Origin of the sequence: Polynucleobacter sp. AP-Elch-400A-B2 (genome assembly GCF_018688355.1) — a bacterium.
In the GTDB taxonomy this organism is placed as follows: Bacteria; Pseudomonadota; Gammaproteobacteria; order Burkholderiales; family Burkholderiaceae; genus Polynucleobacter.
This window is the reverse complement of the sequence record NZ_CP061317.1, coordinates 383687-408456: the sequence shown is the minus strand read 5'-3', so window position 1 is coordinate 408456 and position 24770 is coordinate 383687. Positions and strand designations below refer to the sequence as shown.

Annotated in this window: 26 protein-coding genes; 8 read left to right on the top strand and 18 right to left on the bottom strand. The window is 43.4% G+C overall.

Features of this window, described 5'->3' with window-relative positions; genetic code table 11:
* Positions 1–13: 13 nt before the first annotated feature.
* The gene (locus tag FD977_RS02205) at positions 14–1513 is read left to right on the top strand and encodes a sigma-54 dependent transcriptional regulator (protein ID WP_215305959.1); all 1500 of its coding nucleotides are present in this window, start codon (positions 14–16) and stop codon (positions 1511–1513) included.
* Positions 1514–1533: 20 nt separating this feature from the next.
* The gene (gene fliE, locus FD977_RS02200; protein WP_215305958.1) at positions 1534–1857 is read left to right on the top strand and encodes a flagellar hook-basal body complex protein FliE; all 324 of its coding nucleotides are present in this window, start codon (positions 1534–1536) and stop codon (positions 1855–1857) included.
* A 78-nt stretch (positions 1858–1935) separates the two neighbouring features.
* On the opposite strand, the gene FD977_RS02195 is transcribed toward fliE, so the two are convergent.
* The 6 genes from FD977_RS02195 to FD977_RS02170 form a co-directional block, all read right to left on the bottom strand.
* Positions 1936–2220, bottom strand: coding sequence for an EscU/YscU/HrcU family type III secretion system export apparatus switch protein (locus tag FD977_RS02195; RefSeq protein WP_215305957.1), 285 nt, complete (start codon positions 2218–2220; stop codon positions 1936–1938).
* Positions 2220–3278 carry a hypothetical protein gene (locus FD977_RS02190; RefSeq protein ID WP_215305956.1) on the bottom strand — a complete coding sequence of 353 codons (1059 nt, stop codon included), beginning with the start codon at positions 3276–3278 and terminating at the stop codon, positions 2220–2222. The genes FD977_RS02195 and FD977_RS02190 overlap by 1 nt, the downstream gene beginning before the upstream one ends.
* A 92-nt stretch (positions 3279–3370) precedes the next feature.
* Positions 3371–3772: a flagellar protein FliS gene (locus tag FD977_RS02185; RefSeq protein ID WP_215305955.1), complete on the bottom strand. Its 402-nt coding sequence runs from the start codon at positions 3770–3772 to the stop codon at positions 3371–3373.
* Between the two features lie 46 nt (positions 3773–3818).
* Positions 3819–5327: a flagellar filament capping protein FliD gene (gene fliD / locus FD977_RS02180; RefSeq protein ID WP_215305954.1), complete on the bottom strand. Its 1509-nt coding sequence runs from the start codon at positions 5325–5327 to the stop codon at positions 3819–3821.
* An 89-nt stretch (positions 5328–5416) separates the two neighbouring features.
* A complete protein-coding gene (locus tag FD977_RS02175) occupies positions 5417–5821 on the bottom strand; it encodes a flagellar protein FlaG (RefSeq protein WP_215305953.1) in 405 nt (134 codons plus the stop codon).
* 65 nt (positions 5822–5886) lie between these two features.
* Positions 5887–6669 carry a flagellin gene (locus FD977_RS02170; RefSeq protein ID WP_215305952.1) on the bottom strand — a complete coding sequence of 261 codons (783 nt, stop codon included), beginning with the start codon at positions 6667–6669 and terminating at the stop codon, positions 5887–5889.
* Positions 6670–7000: 331 nt separating this feature from the next.
* On the opposite strand from FD977_RS02170, the gene FD977_RS02165 reads away from it, so the two are divergent.
* The 5 genes from FD977_RS02165 (at position 7001) to FD977_RS02145 (ending at position 13324) form a co-directional block, all read left to right on the top strand.
* Positions 7001–7684, top strand: a complete 684-nt coding sequence (locus FD977_RS02165; RefSeq protein WP_215305951.1) for a tetratricopeptide repeat protein — start codon at positions 7001–7003, stop codon at positions 7682–7684.
* Positions 7685–7955: 271 nt separating this feature from the next.
* Positions 7956–10046, top strand: coding sequence for a flagellar biosynthesis protein FlhA (gene flhA, locus FD977_RS02160; RefSeq protein WP_215305950.1), 2091 nt, complete (start codon positions 7956–7958; stop codon positions 10044–10046).
* Positions 10047–10079: 33 nt separating this feature from the next.
* Entirely contained in the window at positions 10080–11777 is a 1698-nt protein-coding gene (gene flhF, locus FD977_RS02155; RefSeq protein ID WP_215305949.1) for a flagellar biosynthesis protein FlhF, read from the top strand.
* Complete coding sequence (locus tag FD977_RS02150) at positions 11774–12586, top strand: hypothetical protein (RefSeq protein WP_215305948.1); 813 nt, start codon at positions 11774–11776, stop codon at positions 12584–12586. The genes flhF and FD977_RS02150 overlap by 4 nt, the downstream gene beginning before the upstream one ends.
* A 48-nt stretch (positions 12587–12634) precedes the next feature.
* Positions 12635–13324: a FliA/WhiG family RNA polymerase sigma factor gene (locus FD977_RS02145; RefSeq protein ID WP_215305947.1), complete on the top strand. Its 690-nt coding sequence runs from the start codon at positions 12635–12637 to the stop codon at positions 13322–13324.
* 18 nt (positions 13325–13342) lie between these two features.
* Here the strand turns inward: FD977_RS02145 and FD977_RS02140 are convergent, their stop codons facing one another.
* The 11 genes from FD977_RS02140 to FD977_RS02090 form a co-directional block, all read right to left on the bottom strand.
* A complete protein-coding gene (locus FD977_RS02140) occupies positions 13343–13756 on the bottom strand; it encodes a flagellar protein FlgN (RefSeq protein WP_215305946.1) in 414 nt (137 codons plus the stop codon).
* Between the two features lie 97 nt (positions 13757–13853).
* Positions 13854–14204 (bottom strand): flagellar biosynthesis anti-sigma factor FlgM, encoded by a 351-nt coding sequence (locus FD977_RS02135; RefSeq protein WP_215305945.1) that lies wholly within the window; start codon positions 14202–14204, stop codon positions 13854–13856.
* Positions 14205–14272: 68 nt separating this feature from the next.
* Complete coding sequence (flgA, locus tag FD977_RS02130) at positions 14273–14959, bottom strand: flagellar basal body P-ring formation chaperone FlgA (RefSeq protein ID WP_215305944.1); 687 nt, start codon at positions 14957–14959, stop codon at positions 14273–14275.
* Complete coding sequence (locus FD977_RS02125; protein WP_215305943.1) at positions 14959–16434, bottom strand: hypothetical protein; 1476 nt, start codon at positions 16432–16434, stop codon at positions 14959–14961. Before FD977_RS02125 ends, flgA begins: the two co-directional genes overlap by 1 nt.
* 33 nt (positions 16435–16467) lie before the next feature.
* Positions 16468–18462: a hypothetical protein gene (locus tag FD977_RS02120; RefSeq protein ID WP_215305942.1), complete on the bottom strand. Its 1995-nt coding sequence runs from the start codon at positions 18460–18462 to the stop codon at positions 16468–16470.
* Between the two features lie 48 nt (positions 18463–18510).
* Positions 18511–18918: a hypothetical protein gene (locus FD977_RS02115; RefSeq protein WP_215305941.1), complete on the bottom strand. Its 408-nt coding sequence runs from the start codon at positions 18916–18918 to the stop codon at positions 18511–18513.
* Positions 18915–19934 (bottom strand): PDZ domain-containing protein, encoded by a 1020-nt coding sequence (locus tag FD977_RS02110; RefSeq protein WP_215305940.1) that lies wholly within the window; start codon positions 19932–19934, stop codon positions 18915–18917. Before FD977_RS02110 ends, FD977_RS02115 begins: the two co-directional genes overlap by 4 nt.
* Before the next feature lie 5 nt (positions 19935–19939).
* Complete coding sequence (locus tag FD977_RS02105; RefSeq protein WP_215305939.1) at positions 19940–20755, bottom strand: hypothetical protein; 816 nt, start codon at positions 20753–20755, stop codon at positions 19940–19942.
* 38 nt (positions 20756–20793) lie between these two features.
* Complete coding sequence (locus FD977_RS02100; RefSeq protein ID WP_215305938.1) at positions 20794–21471, bottom strand: hypothetical protein; 678 nt, start codon at positions 21469–21471, stop codon at positions 20794–20796.
* Between the two features lie 100 nt (positions 21472–21571).
* Complete coding sequence (locus FD977_RS02095; protein WP_215305937.1) at positions 21572–21925, bottom strand: surface-adhesin E family protein; 354 nt, start codon at positions 21923–21925, stop codon at positions 21572–21574.
* A gap of 203 nt (positions 21926–22128) precedes the next feature.
* The gene (locus FD977_RS02090; RefSeq protein WP_215305936.1) at positions 22129–22314 is read right to left on the bottom strand and encodes a hypothetical protein; all 186 of its coding nucleotides are present in this window, start codon (positions 22312–22314) and stop codon (positions 22129–22131) included.
* Between the two features lie 308 nt (positions 22315–22622).
* Between FD977_RS02090 and rpoN the strand changes: the two genes are divergently transcribed.
* Entirely contained in the window at positions 22623–24017 is a 1395-nt protein-coding gene (gene rpoN / locus FD977_RS02085) for an RNA polymerase factor sigma-54 (RefSeq protein ID WP_215305935.1), read from the top strand.
* 4 nt (positions 24018–24021) lie between these two features.
* Here the strand turns inward: rpoN and FD977_RS02080 are convergent, their stop codons facing one another.
* The gene (locus FD977_RS02080) at positions 24022–24750 is read right to left on the bottom strand and encodes a GGDEF domain-containing protein (RefSeq protein WP_215305934.1); all 729 of its coding nucleotides are present in this window, start codon (positions 24748–24750) and stop codon (positions 24022–24024) included.
* Positions 24751–24770: the final 20 nt, after the last annotated feature.

Below are 24770 nucleotides of genomic sequence, written 5' to 3'. Positions count from 1 at the left end.
TCAGAAAACTTTTATGCGTGCCAGCGACCCACAGCCATTTCCCGTGATTTTGATCGAAGATGATGATGACCTCAGAGAGGCGATTGCCGTTACTTTGCGGATGAATATGATCGACTTTGTGACCCACCAAAGAGCAGAGACAGTCATCCCCTTATTGCGCCCAGATCTGAAAACAGTTTTAGTAACGGATTACAAATTACCCGGAATGACGGGATTAGATTTACTCAAGATCGCGCAAAAAGAATGTCCTGATCTTCCGGTAGTGATCATGACTGCTTTTGCGGATGCCAAGTTGGCTGTAGAAGCGCTGCGTGCTGGGGCAAGGGATTTTTTAATTAAGCCCTTTGTGCCGCAACAACTCATTGACATCATTGCGCGCTATCAACCAGAATCCATGAAAGTAAATGCTTTGGTGGCTCCCGCTAAGGACGCGCCACTAGTTGGCTCTGAAATACGCGCGCCCGAGCATCAATTAATTGCCGCTGATCCTGAAACCATTGCTACCTTTGCTCGCTGCGAGAGAGTGGCTGCAACAGATACAAGCGTCTTGGTAACCGGCCAGTCTGGAGTTGGCAAAGAGTTAGTAGCGCGTCACATCCATCTGCACTCAAAAAGAGTAAAAGGCCCGTACGTAGCGATTAACTGCGCAGCGATTCCAGATACCTTACTTGAGTCCATTTTATTCGGACATGAAAAAGGCTCCTTTACGGGGGCCACCAAAGCTCAAACTGGTAAATTTGAGCAGGCCCATAAAGGCACGCTTTTTTTAGATGAGATTGGTGAAATGCCAGCCTCTTTACAAGCGAAGTTACTGCGGGTACTACAAGACAAAATGGTAGAGCGGATTGGCTCTACCGAATTAATTCAAGCGGATGTCAGAGTGATCGCAGCTACCAATCGCAACCTCCAAGAGCAAGTCAAAAGTGGTAAGTTCCGGGAAGACCTTTACTTTCGATTAGCCGTATTCCCCATTCATGTAGCTGAGCTTTCTAAGCGCCCACTCGATATCTTGCCCCTGGCTGATTTCTTTTTATCCCGCTATCGCCTCAATATTGGTCGAGATCAGCTCACCTTGAGCGTAGGGGCAAAAAAACTACTGCAAACCTATTCTTGGCCAGGAAATGTTCGGGAACTAGAGAATATTGTCCAAAGAGCCGTATTACTAGCAGATGGTGACCAAATCTTGGCAGAAGACTTAGAGCTAGAAGATATGAGTATTCATTCTTTAGAAAAGGCAAAAAGTGCCCCTATAGATACGCCACCAGTGGCCCATGAGGCTTTAAATGCAGCCTTGGATAGCGCTATAGATGCCCCAAAAAGTGGCACAAATATTGCATCTAGTAATGATGAGATTGGACAAGACATTGATTCAGTAGAGCGTGAGCACATTCTGAAAGTTTTGGCCAAAGTGGATGGCAACAGAACCAAGGCAGTAGAAATATTGGGGATTTCAGCAAGAGCACTGCGCTACAAGCTTAAATATTACAAAGAAGCTGGCTTTATTAATGATTGATTTTGTTGGATAATATGACCATGAGTACTCCAAACGTAGATGCCATGATTACCCGGATGCAAGCACTTGCTGCTGCAGCCAGTGGTAAACCTGTCGCTGCAGATGCTCAAGGCGCCAATGGCGTTGATTTTTCTGCCATTTTGAAAAATGCTATTGATAGCGTCAATACAGCACAAAATAGCGCCCAAGCAAAAGCCCAATCATTTTCTACCGGTGCATCCGATACTTCACTGGAAGATGTCATCGTCTCTTTGCAAAAAGCCAACCTTTCGCTACAAGGCATGATTGCAGTTCGAAATAAACTAGTTGACGCCTACAAAGAAGTCACCAATCTGCAAGTCTAAGATATAGCGATCACTGAGCTTCGTTTCTCGATTCCTGATTTAACCCCTTGCAATAAACAAGATTTCGCTACAGAGCGTTTAATCTTTTACAGGTCTCTCGAGCGTTTTACCATCTAACTCATAAGCCCAGGCAAGTACTTCTGCTACTGCGGCGTACAGTTTTGGGGGCACTAGTTCGTTTAATTTGAGTTGCATTAAGAACTCTACTAATTCAGGCTCTATTTTGGTCGGAATTCCCATTTCCTTTGCTTTAGCCAAAATAGCTTCCGCAATGAAACCTTCGCCTTGTCCTGTAATACGAGGCGCAGCACTATTCATCTCATACTTGAGCGCAACTGCTTTGAGCGTCTTCTTTTCTTCCATCAGATAGATGCCCCAGTTTGACCCAAACTAACCCGAGTTTCGGGATCAATATGCGCATGTAATTGTTCTTCTAAATTCGGAAAGGCCTTTGACAGACTTACTTGCGCCGCTGAATCTGCCTGAATCACCAACTGTAGGCTTTCTCCAAACTGAGTTCCAATAATTTTTAAAGGGCCCAGATTGGGAAGACCCACTTCCAAGGTAATGCGAGAGCCTTTTTCTAATTGATTGGGCTGACTAGGGTCCGATCGCCAAGCATCCTCACGGTACAAACGGCCCTGTACATTAGGCATCAATTGACCTTGCCATAACAAATCGCCACGCAAGAGTAAGCGCACTGAATCTTGAACCATCGGCGCATTATTGGACAATTGAGCGATTAACTCACTAGCCTGTTGATGAACACCAGTTGGTGCAAAAGCATTGCTAAGGTCATCAGAGTTGCCCGCAGGAAACAACACCCTCTTTAACTGATCGGCTGCAAAAATACCAGAAGCTTGCAAGCTTTGGTACAGGGCTCCCATCACTGCTTTAGGATCTTGGGTCAGATGACCCACATCTATTGCCGGCCAACTCACCACCACATTATTTGATGGGTTTAAGCTGGCTTGTTGGCGTGAACTGGGCGCTGATTCTGGTACATCAGCAACCAACACGTCAGAAAGCAATTGACCCAAAGCGGCGCTTCCTAAACTATCGATCTTGCTTAGATTCTCAGATACCAAATTAGTTAAGTTTGCCTGTGAGAGCTGAGCTGGCAAACTCGAATTTCCTGAAGCAAGATTTGATATTTCTAGTAACACTGCTTGCTGAACACTAGGCTCGCCTGACTCAAGTAAAGTTTTCAATTCAGCCAGATTGCCATTTTGCAAAGCCGTTCTAACAGCATTTCCTGCTGCAGAATCCCCAACGGGCATGGGCATATTGAGCGCAATCCGCGGATCGATTGCACTTAGACTTTCAATCACTGAAGGGGCGGAAGGTGGGGTAACGAGGTCGTTTTTACGAACATCCACCATTGGACTGATGGATAAGTTTGAAGGAATTGGTATTGGCAAACTACCTCCCTTGCTAAATACACTATTTAGCGATCAACACCGAAGAGCTTACTGCGCTCACATCTTTTTATAAAACAGCTATCTCGTTGATTCTATCCTGCTTGACTAAGGCTAATACTGTTAGGGGATAGCTCAATCCAAGCCTCATAGAGTGGGGTCAACGTATCAATCACATCTTGCACCTTCTCTGGTGAACGGTCCACCCTTGCATTTAATAATTCTTGCATAGACCAGACATAAATAGCGCTCAGATTGTAGGCAATATCTTTACCTTTATCGTAATCTAAGCAACCCAGCAATCCTTGCTGAATCAAATCACTAGCCTTAATAAAGTACTCAATACCTAATTTGCCTTTTTCAAGTTCTTGCTTAGCGAGCTTTAAATGATCAAAAATTCGTTGATGAATTAACACAATGAGTTCACGAGCATCGCCGCCCAAAACTGCAGTCATCGTCTCATTTTCTGCGTACCTAAAGGCTGCTTTTCGTGACATTATTTTGACATCCGCATTGGGTTTATAAAATTCATTATTTTGCTCATTACTTATTATTTTGACCGTTTGTTAGGCCGCTTAATGCACTAGTGAGTGAGTTACTAGTATTGTTTAATTGGAATAATAGTGCATTTAATGCTGAGTACTGAGCAGTGTAACTTGTCTGCTTTTGATCTAGTACCAGCTGTAGTGCAAGCTCTTTTTTATTTAAATCATCGATATTACTTTGCTCATTTTTAATCATTTGATCAAAAGCGCCTGCTAAGGTCTGCGTGCCAGCCTGGGTTGTTGATGTTGTTACCTTTAATAAAGAAGTGAGGTAAGTATCCAAGTTAACGTCTGTGGTGTTTTTACTGATTTCAGCGCCCGTTACAGGATCTCTAACAACATAGGTTTGATAACCAACCTTAATTCCTGAAGCTAAAATTGCCGATGCATTACTAACCGCATTAAAAGTGGTGGCATTAAATTTAGCCGTTCCATCAAATTGCATTTCAAAGCCCAGCTCACCCAGACTGATGTTGCTAGACGTGCCACCCAAAGTGTAGTGAATATCGCCAGCCATCATGGATTTAATTTGATTTAAAAAATTCAAGGCTGTCGGAGTATTGGCCAAAGAACCGTCAGCGGTAGCGCCGCTAGAAGAGCCCGCTTTTGCACTCAATTTTTTCGCAGTAGTGACTAGGTCGTTAAATGCATCCACCAGACTTTGCATGACTTGGGGAGCTTTATCAGTTCCTGGATCCACGCTAATCGTTTGAGGTGTTGCACTTGCCTTCACTAAATTGATAGTAACGCCGGATAGAGCATCGGTAATGCTATTGGTTTTTCTGGTGTAAGACACACCATCCAGAGTAAAGGCAGCATTTTGCGCGCTCACTACTGTTGGTGCAACTGGGGATCCCGGGGTTCCTCCCAAACCATTCACAGAGCCACCCCCTGAAGCCAAATGAGAGAACGTAATTGCGTTATCGGATCCTGGCTTAGTTCCCTGGATTTTGAGGGCATAGTTTGAGCCTGAAGTTGGAACGATACTGGCACTCAGATTATCGCCCAGCGCATTAATCCAATTTTTCAAATCGTCAATGGTAGTGCTTGCCATGGTTACACCCGTTGGGGGAGTGTAAGAGTAGGATCTAGAGCCGATGGAAATTGAAAATGTCTCCCCAGTTGCTAATCCAGCATTGGCCGTAGCGTAGCCGAACTGATCAAATGTCATCTGCCCAGGCTGAGCAACCTGACTCACTAAAATATCGTGGCGCCCTTGAACAGCACCAGTCGAGTTCGTAATTTGGACCACCGTCTGATCTGAACTAGAAGACACCAATGAAGACAAGGCAGTGGGATCTTGCAAACTTTCTAATGCGGTTTGGAAGGTTGCAACTTTACTTTTTAATGTGCCTAAGTCGCTGATGAGGGTAGTCTTACTGGTAATGTTGTTTTTGAGCGTTGTCATTGGCACTTGTTCAGAGGCCATTAACTGCGAGACAATGCTAGCCACATCAATGCTGGCAGTACCAGAGCTGGTGCTTGAGGATGTGGTGGAAATCGACATATTTACCTATTTAATCAATGCGTTTCTTAAGACGAACTACGTTATTAAGAAAGCAATTTTCATGCCAACTTGAGAAGACTTGGCTTGATTTAGGCTTTTTGGTGAATCAAGGCTGAAATCTGATCAAAACTGTGTGCCAACCTTAAAACTTCTTCGGAGGGCATCTGCCTGACCACTTCACCAGTACTTGGATTGGTTACTCTAACCACATGATAGCCAGTAGAACCGTCTATTGAAAAGTCTAAGTTACGCCCCATGGAGCTGACAAAGGTTTGCATTTGCTGGGCAGCAGCTTCAACTGCCTGACGAGATTGCTGGGTAATTTGTTGAATGTTGGAAGGTTTAAATTCAACACTAGCGGCTGCGGAAACAGCTTGAGCGTCAGTTTTGGTTTGAGCACTCACAACGGTACCCATACCTGGAGGTTGATTGAGCTGTGCAGAGCCAGATGGTATGACTGATGCAGCTGCAGATTTACTTGTAATATCTCCCATTTCCTACTCCCTTAATCTAAAGTCAGAAATCGGCCGATGGGCCGACTTCTACTTAAGATAACCGCTTATTTCAATAATGACAAGATGACGTTAGGCATTTGATTTGCTTGGGCCAACATCGCTGTAGCGGCCTGTTGCATGATCTGACCCTTGGTCAAGTTGGCTGTCTCAGAGGCAAAGTCAGTATCAACAATCGCTGAACGCGCATTTTTAATATTAGCACTTTGCGCCATGAGGTTTTGTGAAGAATAAGTTGCACGACCAACTAAAGCACCCATCTTGGCACGCTCGTTAGAGATACGCAGCAAGTCAGCATCCACTACTGAGAAGTCAGTAGCAGTTGTATCAACGGTTGCATTAGCCACTGTGAATGAAATCGTTGTACCGACATCAACACCAGACTGAATGTCATAAGTTGTAGAGCCGCTGGTATCGAGCAGATTTACACCGTTATAAACAGCTTCCTTAATTGTCAAATCTACTTGATCTTTAATCGATTGGGCTTCAGTAGTGATCGCTGTTTTTTGATCTGTACTTAGGGCGTTGTTACCGTACTCAGTACCCAAAGTTTTCATACGCAAAAGCATACTTTGGATCGTGGACAACGCGGTTTCAGCTACTTGCGCCATACCGATAATGTCGCTTAAGTTGTGGTTTGCTTGATCAAGACCAGCAATTTGTGAGGACATACCCATACTAATTGCTAAGCCGGCAGAGTCGTCTTTGGCGCTATTGATACGCACACCTGACGATAGACGCTGAACAGATGTAGCCAAGTTAGATTGAGCAGCGCTCAAATTGTTCTGGGCATACACAGAAGCCATGTTGGTATTAATAACGGTAGACATCGTTTTCTCCTAAAATTTTCAGGGCTATTAACATTAGCGCCCCTTGCCTAACCTATTACGGTCTTGCCCACCTAAGCGTTTAGATAAACTTCACTTTGAATTCCTTTCACCGGATTAAAAAATATAAGTCATTGATTTTATTGATTAAAATTAATAAATTAAAAAGTGCCTTATCACCCTAATACCACCCCCATTTGCCTTGAGTTGATGCTAAATCAGTGCAAATGGGCTTGAAAAAGATCCTGTGCATCGGCAATTTAGACCCTAAAATGGTATTTAATTACATTCGCTCTAGAGCCAATTTCCTACTGTTTTTGAAAGTGTTTTTGCTATGCAATTTGACAATCCCCGTTTACAAGCTGGTGTTTCTAACCTGGAGCGCGGTCGCTACGAGGCTGCTTTTGAGGTTTTTTTTGACATTGCAGTCAACGAGGCCGACGAAGAGGCTTCTTTTGCCCTGACCAGAATGTGCTTTGATGGGCAATTAAACCCTGAACAGGTCAATAAGCTATTTGAATGGCTCAATTCCAATAGTCGTGAGAGTAATGGCTATGCCAACTTCAATGTAGGCCTGTTATACGAATTGGGTATGGGCGACATCGCTCGTAATATCAAGACAGCGGTTCATTATTATGAAAAAGCCATCAAAGATGAGGTTTTGGATGCCTATTGCAATCTGGGCAATATATACGTATTCGGTTCAGGCGCTGACCATGGGGTGCCAAAAGATATCCCTAGAGGTGTTGAATTGCTCACTGTGGGAGCCAATGGGGGCAGCCGAGTGGCCGCCTACAATTTAGGCACTTTATACGAAAAAGGCACCGCTATCACCCAAGATTATGACAAAGCATTCTATTTTTTAACGCTGGCCACCTTGCAAAAACACGTGCATGCCCACCGCTGCCTGATTATTTTTGAAAAAGCGATCAAGGGTGATTTCACCAAAGCCTATGATGCTGCAGAACAACAATTCTGGAAAATTCAAAATATGCGCAAACTCTATCGCGCACTCTAATTGTGCTTATTTTTTGAGCGCCAAGCGCTTTAGACGCTCAATTTAGCCCATCCTTGCGCATGACTTCTGCTCATGCGGAAATTTTTGCCTTTTTCACACTTTTGGGGCTTTTTTTACCCCTATTTTTAGTGCGAATGGGGTATATTTAGTGGCAAATATTTCCTTTTCTACCATATATAGTGTTTTTATAAGTTTTGTAGAGTTTTTATTACCGTTAAGGCAATTTTTTGAAGGCTTCTTTTACCCCTGTTTACCTCTACCTAATTAAGATATGAAGATCTTAGGTATTGACTTCAGCAAAGTAAGGCCATCAGCGCAAGGCGCTATCCCAATCTTAGTCTTGCTTGTCTTAGTAATGATGCTGGTGCCACTTCCAGCCATCTTGCTCGATGTTCTGTTTACTTTCAATATTGCGCTGTCGATCATCGTGCTCTTTACGGCGATCAATATTAAGACCTTTAAAGACTTTGTTGCTTTCCCAACGGTGTTACTCCTCACCACCTTGCTGCGCCTGTCATTGAACGTGGCCTCTACCAGAATCGTGCTCATGGAGGGCTATAAAGGGACAGATGCTGCGGGAAAAGTAATTGAAGCCTTTGGCGTGTTCTTAATTGGCGGTAATTTTGCAGTCGGTATCGTGATCTTTATTGTGATCACCATTATTAACTTTGTGGTGATTACCAAAGGTTCAGGTCGAGTTGCCGAAGTTTCTGCCCGTTTTGCCTTAGATTCGATGCCCGGCAAACAAATGGCGATTGACGCGGATCTCAATGCAGGGCTGATTCAACAAGAAGAGGCGAAATCGCGACGCGCCGATGTGGCTCAAGAAGCAGACTTTTTTGGTTCCATGGATGGTGCCTCGAAGTTTGTACGGGGTGATGCCATGGCTGGCATCATGATTTTAGTCATCAACCTCATTGGTGGTTTGCTCATTGGGGTCTTGCAACACAATATGGATTTTGGCAAAGCTTTAGCCACTTTTGCCTCTCTCACCATTGGTGATGGCTTAGTAGCCCAAATACCAGCGCTCATTATTTCTACTGCGGCCGGTATTTTGGTTACCCGCGTTGCCACTGAAGATGACTTTTCTGGGCAGGTCTCTAAGCAATTTGAAGCGAACAGTAGCGCCCTGGGCGTGGTGGCAGCGGTACTGGGGATCTTGGGTGTTCTGCCTGGAATGCCCCACGTGATCTTCTTGGGCTTTGCCTGCCTCTTTGGTGGCTTGGCCTATTTAGCTTATCAAAAGATCGATCGCAATACTAAGGCAGCTGAACTTGCGGCCTCACAGCCTCCCGAGGTTAGCCAAGAGCTTGAATGGAAAGATGTTCCGATTGTCGAGCCCCTGTCTTTGGAGCTTGCCTATCGACTCATTCCCCTGGTAGATAAAGGTGATGAAAGCGATTTGATCAAGCGCATTCGGGCGATCCGGCGCAAGTTTGTCACTCAGGTGGGGTTTTTAATTCCTTCAGTGCATATTCGCGACAACTTGCAACTCAATGCAGAAACCTACCGTATCTTGCTCTATGGTGCTGAGGTGGGTCGTGGTCAATGCCTGCCGGATCGCTTGCTGGCCATCCAGCAAAGCGGCAATGAAACCTTGCCGGGACTAGAAGTAAAAGATCCTACCTTTGGTATGCCAGCCGTATGGATTGAGCGTGGTCTGCGTGATGAAGCGATTGCCAAAGGGTACACCGTAGTAGAGCCAGCCGTCGTGATTACCACCCATTTAGATCATTTAATTCATCAATATGCCGGTGAGTTGTTGGGTCGCCAAGAAACGCAAGATCTCGTAGATCACTTTAAGATGAGTTACCCCAAGCTCGTAGAAGATGTGATCCCCAAAATTGTGAGTCTTGCACAATTACAACGTCTCTTACAGTTACTGCTTGAAGAAAGCATTCCGATTAAAGATATGCGTACCATCTTAGAAGTCGCTAGTGAGTTTGCCGCTAAGCTTGGTGACCCTCTAGAGGTACTTCCCCATATTCGCTATGCGCTGCGCCGCACGATCGTACAAGATTCGCTTGGTGAAGGTAGTTCCTACCAAGTGCTCGGCATTCAACCAGAGTTTGAACGTTTAATTGAGCAATCGATTGGTCAAGGGGCGATTGCACCCGATGGTCTGATTGAGCCCTCTTTGGCCCGGATGTTTGGTGAAGAAGTCATTAGCGGAGTTCAAGAACTAGAGAGTCAAAATCTGCCTCCAGTCATTGTCAGTGGCACCCGCACCCGCATGACGCTATCTCGGATTGCCAGAAGAGTCTGCCCCCAAGCGATTGTTTTGGCCCTAAGTGAGTTACCACCGACATCTAACCTTGAATTCTATAAAGTTCTTTGCTCCCAAACGGGCAAAACCCCTTAAAATAACCCCAGCCACCCTATTTGGAGCAACGCCATGGGCCCCCAAAAATTTACCGCCCCCAGTTCAGCAGAAGCCTTAAAGCTGATACGTACCCGTATGGGCCCCGATGCTATGGTGATCTCAACTACAGACATCGACCATGGTGTAGAAATTATTGCCATTAGCTCTCAAGACCTGGCTTCACTCTCAGACCCCTCATTAGCTAGCAGCATGAGTGCAAAAAAAGCAGTAAGTTATCCTACTAATTACTCGTCAAATAGACCGATAGGACGCAGTAGCTCCGGTAGCAGCAACTTTGGTTCCAGCTTTGATCGTGCCATTGCACCACCGAGCGCTCGTAATCCGTTTAGCGCTGACTTGCCTGTAGGATCTTTGCGCCGCAATCCGGCTAGATCGGAACGTTCTGATCGTTCAGAGCGCTCAGTCAGAGCCCCGGGCTCAGAAACTTTTACCCCTACTTCTTTTAATGGTGCTGAACGTATCCGTCGCGGGGATGCCAGCGTTATCAATCCATCGAATAACGACGCCCTCTTCAGTGCTAACGCGAGTGCCGCTATCAGCGCCAAAAAGAAACAAGATGCAATTGCTTTTGCAGAAGCAAAAGCAGATGCTAAAGCAGCGCTCAATCCGGCTCCGATTGCCAACGAAATCCCAGTTTCTGTCACTACCAGTGCTACGCCCTCAACCTTGGCAAGTATGAACGCTGATTCCGCATCCTCAGTTAGTACCCTATCATTACCTGCGGCGGCAAGCGCTCCAAAAGTAGAGCAACTACTCGCTGAAATTAGTGAAGTCAAGTATTTATTGCAATCACATGTAGCTGGCAACCTATGGGGCAACATACAACAAGAAAGCTCCCACGTCACGGAGATTGTGAAGCACTTAATCAATAGTGGTTTTTCTCCTAAACTGTGCGCTCAAATCGCGCGTAATTTACCCGATGATTTCAATACCCAACAACTCATTAAAAATGCGCGTGAGCAAGTTAAATGCTTAATCAAAACTTCTCGGGCGTTTGATCTCTTTGATCGCGGTGGTGTCTTTGCCTTTATTGGTCCGACTGGCGTGGGTAAAACTACCACTGTTGCCAAGATTGCAGCGCGTTGTGTTCTGCGCTATGGTCGCAATCAAGTGGCACTGCTCACCACCGATACCTACCGAATTGGGGCTCAAGAACAACTCAAGACCTATGCAAAAATTTTAGGTCTGTCTGTCACAGCACTGCGCGATAGTGAAGATTTAGCAAGCAAAGTTAAAGAGTTCTCAAATCGCAAAATTATTTTGTTAGATACCGCCGGCGTGAGTCAGCGGGACACTCTCATGGTTGAGCAATGCCAACTTCTCCAAAATGGATCAGATCGTGCAAAACGGATTTTGGTGATGAGCTCTACCACTGATTTACGCACCCAAGAAGAGGTGATTAATTTGCATAACCAAGCAATGCAAAATAGTCATAACAATAAATTAGACTCTGTCATTATTACTAAAATTGATGAGGCAGCCCACTTGGCACCAGTCATTGATAGTGTCATCCGTCATGATTTGTCGATTTTATTTGTTTCAAACGGTCAGCGAGTGCCAGAAGACTTAAGTCTGCCTGATATCAACTATCTGAGTCATCGCGCGATGGCGATGCGCGCTTTTTCTGAAACGTTTTCTATTACCGATGAACAGGTTCCCGCTATTTTGTCTGATCACCTAGGCGACTGGATTCGCAAAGTGAACTCATGAGCACGGTAGTGAGTGGTAACGATCAGGCTGAAGGGTTACGCAATATCTTTGGCGCAGAGCTGTGCCGCGTTATTTGCATTGCAAGCACTCTAGATGCGGATAGCACAATCCATCTAGGCCACGGCACCGCCCAAAGCCTGAAGCAACACAATAACCATGTTTTACTGGTCGATGAAATTCCCCTGGCGCAACGTAAGACGATGTCTGGATTTTTATATCCCACACGGTATGATTTAGGCCAAGTCTTTAATAATGCAGTGCCCCTAGCGCGCAGTATTCGCCAGATTGATGAACATCTTTGGTATGCCACCAGTACCAAACTGCGATCTGAAGTTGAGCATCGCTTTGCAAAATATCCTCAGCTTGATGTGCGACTTGTTCAAGAAGAAATGGGCATTGACTATGTCATCTTTCCCACGATTGATCCGCAAGCGCAAATTGTGGCGTTTTATGGCAGCAATATTCAGCGGATTTTAGTCACTGCAGGTGATCAAGCATCACTTACTAGGGCCCTGGTAATGTTACGCCAAATGGCTATTTTTCAGGTAGATGAACCACTCGCAGTCATCATTGTTGGCGGGGAAGATGAGGCTGCAGGCACAGCTGCTTTCGAACGACTACAACTTGCAGCCAGGTCTGCCTTGCATGAGGAAATTGAATTGATTGGCTGGATTGCTGCAGTAACTGCGCAGCGGGTCACATTAGATCCAGATGACCTGAGTTGGAATCCGTCAAGCGAGGGCCCGCGAGAAGAATTTGTTTTACCGATGGGCTTTTTCAAAGCAATTTCTGCGAAAATTAGCAGTTAACAGTAATTCACCTTTAACTCTGCCTTTTACCGATTAAGCGATCTGTCATTGAAGCCTTCTAGTTATTTTGCATCTCTTGATATTGATGAAGCCATTCGCACTCATTTACCTCTGGTAAAGCGGATCGCCCATCAAATTTGCTCTCGCTTACCGCCTAATGTTGAGGTAGATGATCTCATCCAGGAAGGTTTAACGGGTTTATTAGATGCTCTCAAGCGCTATGAACCCCAACCCAATTTAGCATTTGAGGCCTATGCGAAAACCCGCATACGGGGTGCTATTTATGACTCCTGCCGCAAAAATGACATTTTGCCGCGCAATCAACGAGATGAATTGGTCGGAATCGAAAAAGTGACTCGCCGCTTGGAGCAAACCTTAGGACGCCACCCATCTGAAAAAGAAATTGCTCAAGGAGCTGATTTAAGTATTGAGGCATACCACGCCATCATCACCAACATGGTGCATTTAATGCCTTTAGATGATTTATCGGATGATCTCATGCCTTCAGATACCGATGAATCTGACCCAATGCGCTCTGTAGCAATGAGTCAATTTGCAGAACGAATAGCCCTTATTTTGTCAGGCTTACCTGATAATGAAAAATTAGTCATGGCCTTGCATTATCAGGAAGATCTCTCTTACCGAGAAATTGCCCAAGTGATGAATATCACCCCTGGGCGCATTAGCCAGATCCATACGCAAGGCATGATCCGTATTCGGGCAAAACTAAAGTCTTAGTACTAAACGCTTTTTGCCCTAGACTTTTCGAGACAGTACACCGCCTACGGATCCTGGAACTCCGCCATCACTTCCGTAAGTAGCGCTAGGAGCTTGCTGAGCAATAAAAGACTGCATGGCAGAGCTGCGCTGCATCGCTAAGCGAATCAGGTCGCCATTGATTTGATGATTAACTGAAGCTTCATCGAGTAGCGCTAATAATTGGGTCGTTTTTGCTGGCTCAAATTGGTGAATATCTTGCTTGAGTTTGTCAGCGCCACCTGGATAATTCTGAATGGCATCCAAAGCTTCATTGGTACTATCAAGCGCTTCTGGAAGTCGGTCCATATCATTTGCTTCTAAGGCACTGCGTAGACTCTCAATAGCACTTGCAATACCCTTTAAGAACTTCAATAGATCGTCAAAAGACATGGATGGATGTGGTTTTACCATCTGAGGGGTAGATTTCTTAGGGTGAAAAAAGGAGAGATGAGTGTGCTCGAGGAAGGAGCAAGGAAATTAAAGCAAAGCCAGTAAATCAGAGCAAATCTTAGCTTTGTGAATGACTTGGTTTTTGGCCAATTGCTGCAACCACATCTTTTAACATTGACTGAGAGATTTTGTTGTAATCAATCTCAAATTGACCAGTAGCAACCTTGTCGCGTAGTTTTTTAATCAGCAATTCGTCGCTTACCTGATTGGTAGCGCTTGTACTGCTTTGCGCTTCGGCCAACTTGGCTGCTAAACCAATGTCTAAATTGACTGCAGGGCGACTGACCGCAGATGCTGAGGTTTGATTTAAAGCTGTATTCGTTGTATTGGCAGTCGAGTTCGAGCCTGGCACAGGTTTGGCTGTTCCAGTATTTGGCGGAATTAGTGGTGCATTCTCGTTAATCTTCATCTCATTCTCCTCAGTGCTGCCTAATAAAACATACCATCTACCTACTGATGTTACCGCAAATTAGCGATTTATTCCATATTAACGCCAATTATTCCAGGCCTCAATACCTTACCTTGTAAAACCTGCCCGTCGGACAAGCGCACTCTGACCATATCCCCAATCATCCCAGGAGATTGAGCAACACCCTCACCGGAAACCTGAAAATCTTTACCTGTCAATTGAATCCTAACAGGATCTCCTACTTTTATTACGGCAGATTCTTTTAAATCGTTTAGCCCAATTGGCATGCCCATTTGCAAGGATTTACCCAAAATCCGCTCATAAGCTGCTTTAGGGTTCCGTAGTACATCATCTGGTAGCACGGTTAAATCGCCCTCTATTACCCGAATATCCCCAATTTCGAGCTTTTGGCCAAAAGGAAGGTAGCGGCTGGCGACAACATAATCTCCATAAGCATGGATATTGACCGGGACATTGATTAACCAGGCAGCTTTAGTGCAGCGCAATTGGATCATCGACCTTCCCCATAAGCGCGCACCTGTAGGGGTCAAAATCTCAATGCTACCGCCTAAGCAGGCTGGGATGGTCAGATTCGGTTCAAGCCACTCTGTCTCCACCCGCAAGCCATTGACAGTGGGACTTTTTTGAATAAACCGCTTAATAGTTTGCTCAAGATCTGGGGGTAAAGCAGCACAAAGGCTTTGCGACAGCGTACAAAATAGCAGCCCCATCAAAAAACGATTAAAAAGCGGCATTATTTGGTAAACCGATCTAAAGCTACCCAAGGATACACATTATTCATGCCATCTAAAGCCATACCGGCTAACCAATACGGTCGCTCTAGTAATTTAGGAATATTGAGGTGGATATTCATATTCTGAACCCCTAAAAATTCATGGGCATAAATAGAGTAACGCTGATTGCCCACAAGCAGATTAATCATCCTGGCGGGATGCAAAATCTCGCCCAATGCATCGACCTTGCTATCCACGGGTTTATTGAGAGCCTCTTCCCCTAAATATTGAATTGCAGAAATGGCATAGTTTTGCCCGTGACGTCCAAAAAAGACCATGGGCATTCTTAATAAACTTGATGGGCACGATAAACGGACTCCTTCATGATGTATTTCAAGTGACCCCCCAATTTCGGCCATCATTTTGCCTGCTGACAAGAGATGTTCAGCCGATAAGGCTATGTGATCTAAATCAATAAAAATCATTAAATCTTGCTGAACTGCAAAAATACTGGGGCAAGGTGGCAAGATGCTAATGATCGTGACCAGTTGCTGAACAATCTCAGGATCAGCATACACTTCATCAATTAAAAGCTCGTCTGTCAAATTCTCAAATACATGACGCAATGATTGTTGACCAGATTTAGTGAGCTCATCTTGCTCACGCCCAAGTAAGAAATCTAGCTCTACAGCATTCCAGTTGTCAGCCTTCGTGACTAAACTTCGTGCTATTTGCATACGGTTGAGATTATGAGTGCGGTCCAAGGAAAAGTGCTTATCTAAGTAACGCTGACTTCCTGAATAATCTAATGAATTTTCACGCTCTAGAGGACGAGTCAAACCTTCAGGAAAAGAAAATGCTTTGGGCTCTGGAGGAGTAAAGACTAACGGAGACTCTTCATGAAGACGCGGCGCAAATAAAGCGCTCAGCTCTGCAAGAGAAGGCTCTGGGAATACCTCGGGCGCAGTTGGGGCAGCAGGCAACTCAGAAATTGACGTCCTCGCAAGGACTTGCTCTTCCTCTTCACCACTGACAGTCTCAATCGCTTCTTGAGTCACCTCAGAAGCTAACTCAGCAGGCAGATCTTGCGCTAATACTGCATCAGGATTTTTGGTGATCGGCAAACCATTTTTGATTTGCGATAAATTAGCGGCAAATAATACTTTTGCTTGATTTAATTGCTCTAGAGTACAAGACGCTCCACTCGCTACCGATGGATGCGTAAATGCAACTTCTGACTTGACTAGACTAACTAGATCATCCAGAACTAAAAAAGCTTGTGCATCATTTTTCTCAAAACACTGCGCTAATTCGTTAGTCATCCCACTTAAATCATCTAATCCAGCGCCATCTAGAGCATTAGCTAAATCAACGCTATGCATGATCAAGGGCTCAATCGATACTGCTGACACCGAACCTTTTTTGGGGGCAGCAGTCTGCAGACCTTCAATAGCACGATCAATATCAATTAAAAACAGGGGTTTTTCTTCGGCCATATTTGCATTACGCCTTATAAAAAATCAATTGCATTAGACCCTTGCTTCTCGTTTTAATTCAGCGAAAGCTTTATTTAATCCATCAAATTCACCTTGCCATAACTGAAGATCGCGCATGACCTGTTTGGCATCCATACTCAGAAGCTCAATAGCCTCTAAAGAAATCTGTGGCGCTTGCACTTCCATAGGCGTTGCTTGTTCCAGTGCGACAGCTAGCGTCGAGCGCATCTTCGATACAGTAGCCTCGACTCTCTCTACTAATAAATTGAGCTGCTCTGTTTCTACGGCAAGCTGTTTACTAGAATGGTTATCTAATATGGCCAAGTAAAGCCGGACACCCTGTTGCTTTAAAGCAGAAAAAGCATCTTGGAGCTGGTCTAAAGGTCCGCCCCTACTAATACCCATCTCTTGGCTGTAAGGTGAGTTACTACTTTTATCAGATACATTTGTACGAATCTGACCACTCTTCTCATGCAGGGTATCAATAGAATGGCGTAATTTGGTATTGAGCTGGGCAAGTACTTTAAAGTGCGTGTCAATTTTTTTAATTTTATTTTTTAAATCATCACTTAACTCGGAAATGACATTCATCACTGTCTTCACATTGAGTTGGTCTGTCGATTGATCAGAATCACTGTTTTGTGAATTAGCCTTGGATGTTTTGTTACTTGGCGCACTAGCAAAGCCTAAGTCAATTGTTTTTAATAGCTGACCGGCAGCCCTAGTCTGTTTAGATGCCCGCTGCAAATCTTGCGCATTACGTTGGGTATTCACAAGCGCCATATAAGCACCTAAGATGATTCCAAAAGCAGCAATGATCGAAACTAAAATTAAACCTAAAAATCCACCAGCATCTTTAAAATCAAAATATTGAATTGATTGAGATTTTTTTTGCGCAGCAAGACGCAAAGACCCATAGTCGTTAGCAAAATCCTTAATTACCCGCATATTTAAAACATATGTATTCAGTACTGCCGTACTTTCTTGCGGCAACTTAGAATACCAAGGACTTTGCGGCACCTTAGGCGCTGCATCTGTGAGCTTGAGGTTTGACTTACCAGCTGTTTTTTTACCGATATCAATTTCCAAAAGCATCTTTTGCTCAAGAACTGCGCCAAGTGCTTTTTGAAGATCTAATATCAGCGTAATATCAGTGGCATTTTTTTGCCAAGCATTTTGTGCTTTGACAAAATTACCTATACTTTCTGCATATTTTTTTACAGCAGATTCAGAGGGCAGTTTATCCAACTCAAGTGGTCCCTTAGGGCCAATTAATACTTCACCAGACCTAGCTAAGACAGTCAAATCATTTAAGCCTTTTTCTTGTCCGAGTATTACTCCGATTGCCTGCTCAGTATTTTTAGCACTCAGCAATACCTCAAGAGGGGTAGAAGGTTTTGGATTTTTCTTGAGATTTTCAGCTTCCTCTGACTGTTCGGATTTCTCATCGTCATTTTTTTTATCGGACTTGACAGCATATTTCTCAGGCTTACCGAAAACGACAGTCATTACCTTAGCGTCCAATCTTTGAAAAAGAGCAACTACCGGATTGTCGGATAGTGGCAACAAAGGAGTAGATGATTCTGCTTCCTTAGTCGTGCTAGGATTTTTTATAGCTGGAGCGGCAACTCCGCTACTCAAAGACTTCAATGCAGAAGGTTCACTTATCCCCTTGGTCGACACAGCAGATGCTGAATTAGGACTTAGCTCAGGCTGGTTCTTCAAGTCTGCTGTTGCTGACTTTAAGAAGATCTCAGCTTTTTTTAAGTTTGTAAAAAAAACAGGCTCTAAGGCAACAGGACCGTTTGTTTGCTGCTGTAACTCTTTTAAGAAAGGAATCAAACGTAACACTTGAATCTGTTCGCCATCAATGGATTGCAGATATTTACCTTCAGATACCCAAGAGCGCGCAGCGAGAAAAGCACCGATACTGGCAGCCAATACCAGCGCAAACGAGACATATGAAACCCACTGCCAAAAAAGAATTGGGTACTGGGAAAAGATATGGCTATTATTTTTCTTATTCATATAAATGATCTCGACTAGCGATTAAGTGACTGATCGGTATTGTCGGCCTTAAGAGACCCCTACCAAATGATAATCAGCGCCGTTGTGATAAAAGAATGAGGAATCAGGTATCGTTTCAGCATAAAAAGGTCCCACAATATTATTAATCCTGAAACCCAAGCCTTCTTGAGGGCCATTTCTCAACACAATAATCCAAGGTGCGCTAGACTGCTTTAGAGTCTGATGCCAATCCACAAAACTATCTCCGCGTTGATCAAAGCGTAGTAGTTGAAAATGATTACGCAAGCAAATGGGTTCACCCTTGTAGACTACAACGCCATTAATGCGTAAATCTTTCATGCCCTGCTCAGGCTCAGGATGCAAAAAGACGGCATGTATGAATTTAGTCGAAATTGCATAACGGCCACCATTAATCCGCATTCCTAACCAGTAATCTTGCATTTGTAGTGTTGTCATGACTTTTTTCCTGATTCACGACGTTGATACCAAAACATGGCAAGTGCCACAACGAAAATGAGCACACTGCACACAAAACCAACAAATGCATCTCCGATCCCCGTCATATATGAAACATTCTTAGCTTCAATCTTGCGTCTCTGGGAAAAGTAAATATCAATATTTTCTGCAACCTTTTTTCCATGCCAGACAACTACATCTTTGGTTTGTAATCTGACTGGATTTACACCGGTTGGATCAATCACGTTTTTTGCAATAGCATTCAGTCGTCTAGCAATTTGCATTAGATCATTAGATACTTCGGCCCGCCAATCTACCGGGATCGCTGACAATACATCACGACGATATAGCTCTGCAAGCCGCTTGGTCTCAACTTCTGTCAGGTAGATAACATCGCCAGGAAGGGTAAATTTAATCCCACAATTGCTTCCCGTGATTATCGACCTATCTGCCATGCGCATTACGACTGTCAAGCTATCTTTTTTATTTCTTAATAATTTAACGTTTACATCTGCGGAAGTTTTTTCGTTCAATGCAAGATAAAAACCTAAGGCAGATTCAATCTTTGTTGCATTAACAGATAAGATTAAATCGCCCGGTTTAATGCCTGCTGCCTCAGCAGGTGAGCCAAGCTCAATTGACTCTACAGCGGGCAATTCAAGTGCAAGCAATGATGCAGAACGTTTGTTTTCAAATTCAGAAAAAAATTGAAAAGCACGATTCACTGCCTCATCTGTATTTACTGGAATAATTGCACCATCGACTAACTTTGGAATATCGCTAGGCTTTAAGCGGCGCTGATTTTTGTTGAGGCGAACATCAATTTTTTGAGTTGCAACAAAATCCTCTAATACCGGCATTGCAACTCTAAGCTGCTTCAACTCCGAAGAAGATTCTGATAAATCGTTTGCAGCCCCAAGTAACACCAATAAAGAGACCGCAAATAGGAATCCAGAAAAGGTTAAAAACCAAAAATAGATATTTTTTTGTGAGTAGAAAGTAATTTTTTCAGTCACAATGATCAATCGCCCTTGCGCGACTTAGCAGTAACTTTATTTGCTACAAGCCTATCGCCAGCGTTATTTAAAATGAAACGCTTTTTTAGCATCTCTACTTCTCGATGCTCAGCCATTAATTGAACCTCAGTTTTGCGCTTATCCATTAACAGTCGGCAACTAGCAAGATCATCTATCCACTCACCGGACTTCATTTCAATAATGGCTGTTTCTAAAATCTCTCTACCGGTTAATTCACTAGCCTTAATGCGAACTACAAATAAGCGAGTGTTATCAACATCTCGTAAAGTCAACTCAACAAAATAGGTTCTAGCAAAGCGATGATTGATGGCGCTGAGCGTATACGGATAATTCTGTAAAGTGAATTGAATAACAGTGCCATCATCTAATGGCATCGGCTCAACCTTAAGCTCTGTAATACCTGCTTTGGCATGCCATTCCAAATCCGTTTGCTGAGCTTCTACATTTTTTCTAGGGAAGGCTCGTGTCTCAAAATAAATCTGATAAAGAGTTTCTGGAAGATGTCGTTCAAATGCTAGGTTTTTTAACACATCAGCCGTAGAAGTAATACGCAAGCGTTCAGCCATTAAATCTAGCTTCATGTTAGCAATCTTTTGATTGATTACTTCTTCAAGCTGATTTGTTTTATTTAAGCTGGTCACCATAATGGGCTCAACCGGGATAGATGGGCCAGTATTTTTTACCTCATCAACCACTTTGCTGTAAAAATCACGAATAAAAAAATACAGCAGTGGAACAAGCATGATCACACTGAGGATCATGATCAATTTTCCACTTGTAAAGTTAGTAAACAAGCTCATGACTTTAGCTTCATCATCTTAGGGTGTAAGCATTATGTTTATTCACACCAACTAGCCGACGCATACCAACGATTTAAGCGTCCTTGTACACGGGCATTTTCAATGGCATTTCTAGTAGACTCAAATTCTTTGAGCGCGGTTTTGCTAGGGTTGTATAGCTCGCAACCCGCTCGAATTCGATCAAGCGCTTTACCAGGGCGGACATTACGGATGATTAAGTCGATACTGCCTGAGCGGTATTTTTGGCGCTCAAAGTATCCTGAATGCCAATAGCGCCCCACTTCAACTTCAGCTGCACCCAAACGAATATCTAGCAAAATCCCATGATCAGAAACATCGGCCACTTTTGCTAATAATTCTTGACCAGCCCCCAGTGAAAGAACGAAATTAAACTGCTCATCACTCGGCCCCAACGTCCTAAATTCTTTACGACGCTGAATCACAGTAAGTTCTTGCGGGAGAGAGCAGGTTATTAAACTACCATCTTCATGCATCCTAAAATCACTCGAAAGAAACTGCATTTTTGAGTTTTCATTACAAGCTACAACAATCTGACTGGTGCCAATGATGCTACTGAACCCCTTAGGAGGCTCGGTCTCTGGCTTTAGCACCAATAATCCTTTGTAGATATCCAGGACAGTGGCTGCAAACTCAGCACCAGATCCATCAACCGCATACACCCCTGCCAAAGGGGTTTTACTAATTTCTCGAAGCATAGTTTTAGTAATAGCTGAGTGCTCTATGTGAAATTTAGGATCTATCTTGTCTGCTAACTCGGGGGGGTAGGTAATGATGGCCATATAAATTGGAATTAAATTAAGGATTGCAAACTTGTTTTTGTATGATTGCTAGAGCGCTATCTTCTGGCACTGGATCATCCGCCAGATTGAAACCGGTTTCTGTTTGTAAAATCTTCTTACCCAGTGCATTTGGCTCGGAGTATTGAACAGCAGCCAAAGTAGAGTAAGTTTTATATTTACAATTAAATACAATATTGCTTCGCACAGATCCAATGCGCTGCTTCGTGGCTTCGTCTATTGTTTGGCGATTGGTAATAATCCACACCTTTTTTGACTCTGGAGGCAATGCTTTAATAGAGCTTTTATAGTAAGCAATGGAATAGCCTTTTTTATCCACAACAGTCACCATATCATTTTCGGCCTGAGCCATTGCGAAGCTCGACTCATGAGAGCCCAAAAGCAAAACAAAGGTAAAAAAAAGGCGACGAGAATAAATCATGCTAATAATCCAAATTAATGGATGATTATACGATTTTATGGTCTAAATTGAACCGCTTAAGATGGTTTTGCTACTTTTAGGGCATTTGCTGAAATATGCTGAATTAGCCCTAAATAAACATCAAAATCAAGCTATCACTGCCCTTCAGGCTTAACGTCTAATAATTCCTCAACAGCAAGAGTCTCTTTATCGATCACATTCTTGACCCAATAGCGTGCCGCGGCAATATTAGTCGTATAAAAAGCAATTTTGTTGTTTTTTTCTATGGCGTAAAAGCGATCACCGCGAATACGGTGCTCTGTAATGACAGGATTTTCCATAATATGAAATGCTTTATAGTGTCTATTGACTCTTTATTACGGCCAGTTTGCTACATTTGCATAGTTTAATTTAGACTAAGGTTTCTGAAAATTCCCAAAAGTTTCCTTAACCCTCTAATTTATATGGATTTTTTATTATAAATGGTTAGAATGAATGAAATCGATTGAGCACTTCTTTTGCAATAGACGAATTGATCAAATTTAGACAGCCGATATGAGCCGAAAGCCTCCCAAAGACTTCTTGTGCGATATTGAATTAGGTCAGCGACGATAGAATTTTCATTAGCGAACCACAAGAAAATATAAAAATGGCTATTTCGCTTAATACTAGAGTTAGTCAGCAGGTTACCCTAACACCTCAACTGCAACAAACAATCCGGTTATTGCAGTTATCCAATAATGAACTAGAGCAGGAATTAGCAAAAGCCGCTGAGGATAATCCCTTACTGGAATTTGAGCCTAATCCAGAAATTGAGTTTAATCTCACTCAATCTTCTGAGCGGGTTGAGCAGACGCAAAACTCATGGACCTCAAGCAATAGAGCGTCGCAGGATGATGACGATGACTGGGCAGAGCGCTATGAGCGCATAGCTCATCAACAAACTCTTTTAGAGTATATCGAGGAGCAAATTCATCTACTTCATGTAAGCCCACAAGAGCAGTCGATCATTACCTATCTGGCGGGCTGCCTGGATGACAGAGGCTACCTAATTGATGATCTCGAGTCAATTCATGCTGAGATCAAAAATGAACTTGATAGTCAAGAATCAAGCTCACTTAATCTAATTGAGTCTGCACTAAAAAAACTACAGTCACTTGATCCGCCTGGTATTGGTGGACGCAATTTAGCAGAATGCCTCTCGCTGCAAATTGATCGTATTTTGGAACAGCCCACCCCGGATAAATCAGCATGGGAACTAGCCAAATATATTGTCAATACCCATTTAAATAAGGTTGGCTCAAAAGATTGGCTTAAGATCAAACAGGCAAGTAGCAAAACTGAGGCGGAAGTCCTCAAAGCAGTAGAGCTCATACGCAGTTTGCAACATAATCCTGGCGCTTACTTTGACCGTGAAAACGATCAATGGATTTTGCCTGATGTCGTGGTCAAATCTATCAACAACTTATGGGTTGTCGAATCAAATCCAAATGCTAGGCCACGCATCTCACTCAATGGCGAGTACGCCAAAATACTCAAAGAGAGTGGCCAAGGGAAGGCTGATGGAGTTTTAAGACAAAAAATTCTAGAGGCAAGTTGGCTTATCAAAAATATTGCTCAAAGAGAGGATACGATCCTCAGGGTTGCGAATGAAATAGTCAAACATCAACAAAAGTTTTTTTCCATGGGCGCAATTGGAATGAAGCCACTTGTTCTTCGTGAAATAGCAGAAACATTAGAGATGCATGAATCAACAATTTCGAGAGTGACAACACAAAAATATCTATCCTGTCCGCTAGGTATTTTTGAATTTAAATACTTTTTTAGCAGCCAATTAAATTCTGATAAAGGTGTAGCAATATCCTCGACAGCAATCCAAGAACTGATTAAGCGAATTATTCAAGAAGAGCCTGCAATAAAACCTATATCTGACAGCAGAATTACCAAGTTACTGGGCGATCAAGGATACGAAATTGCCAGACGAACGGTAGCAAAATATCGAGAAGGGATGCGCATTCCAGCAGTGCATCTTCGAAAAAAATAGACCTCTAAGAGTAAAACTCGGCGCAGTTCTTCCCGGCTTTTTTAGCAAGGTACATTGCTTTATCAGATCTCTCAATCAAGTCCATTGAATTGAGATTCACATCATCCAAGATTGCAATACCAGCACTTGCGCTAAGCATTAGTTGCAATGACTCTTGAGATTTAAGCTGAAGAGGTTGTGAGATTGCTGTTAGCAATCGATTGACCAATTGACTGATTAAATCTTTACTTGTGATGGCTTGCAACACCAAAACGAACTCATCACCACCCCACCGACAGGCTAAATCCTGCGCCCGAATAGATGCAGTGATTCTTCTGCCGATAATTGATATCACTTCATCTCCAGCACTATGGCCATACTGATCATTAATTACTTTAAAGTCATCTAGGTCAACAAATATGATGGCTGTTAAATGATGCGCTTGAAGAGTCTTCGATAAAGTAAATTTGAGTTTTTCCAAAAAACTAGTACGGTCCAATAAGCCAGTTAAATGGTCATACCTAGTTTCTATTCCAAACTCTTCGCCATAAATCATCAGATCCAGTATGCGACGCTGGATAGCTGTTGTGTTGCCACCTTCATGAAAATATCTCAATAAATCATTTTGATTGGCTGTTTGTATAAACTGCTGCAAGTTTGCGACTAAGCTTGAAAAATGCTCAGCTGCTTGAATTGAATCAGCAGCAGAGCCTGTGATTAAATTCGAAGTATTCTGATTCAAGCTTTCTTCCATTTGAATCCTCTGTAGTCAGT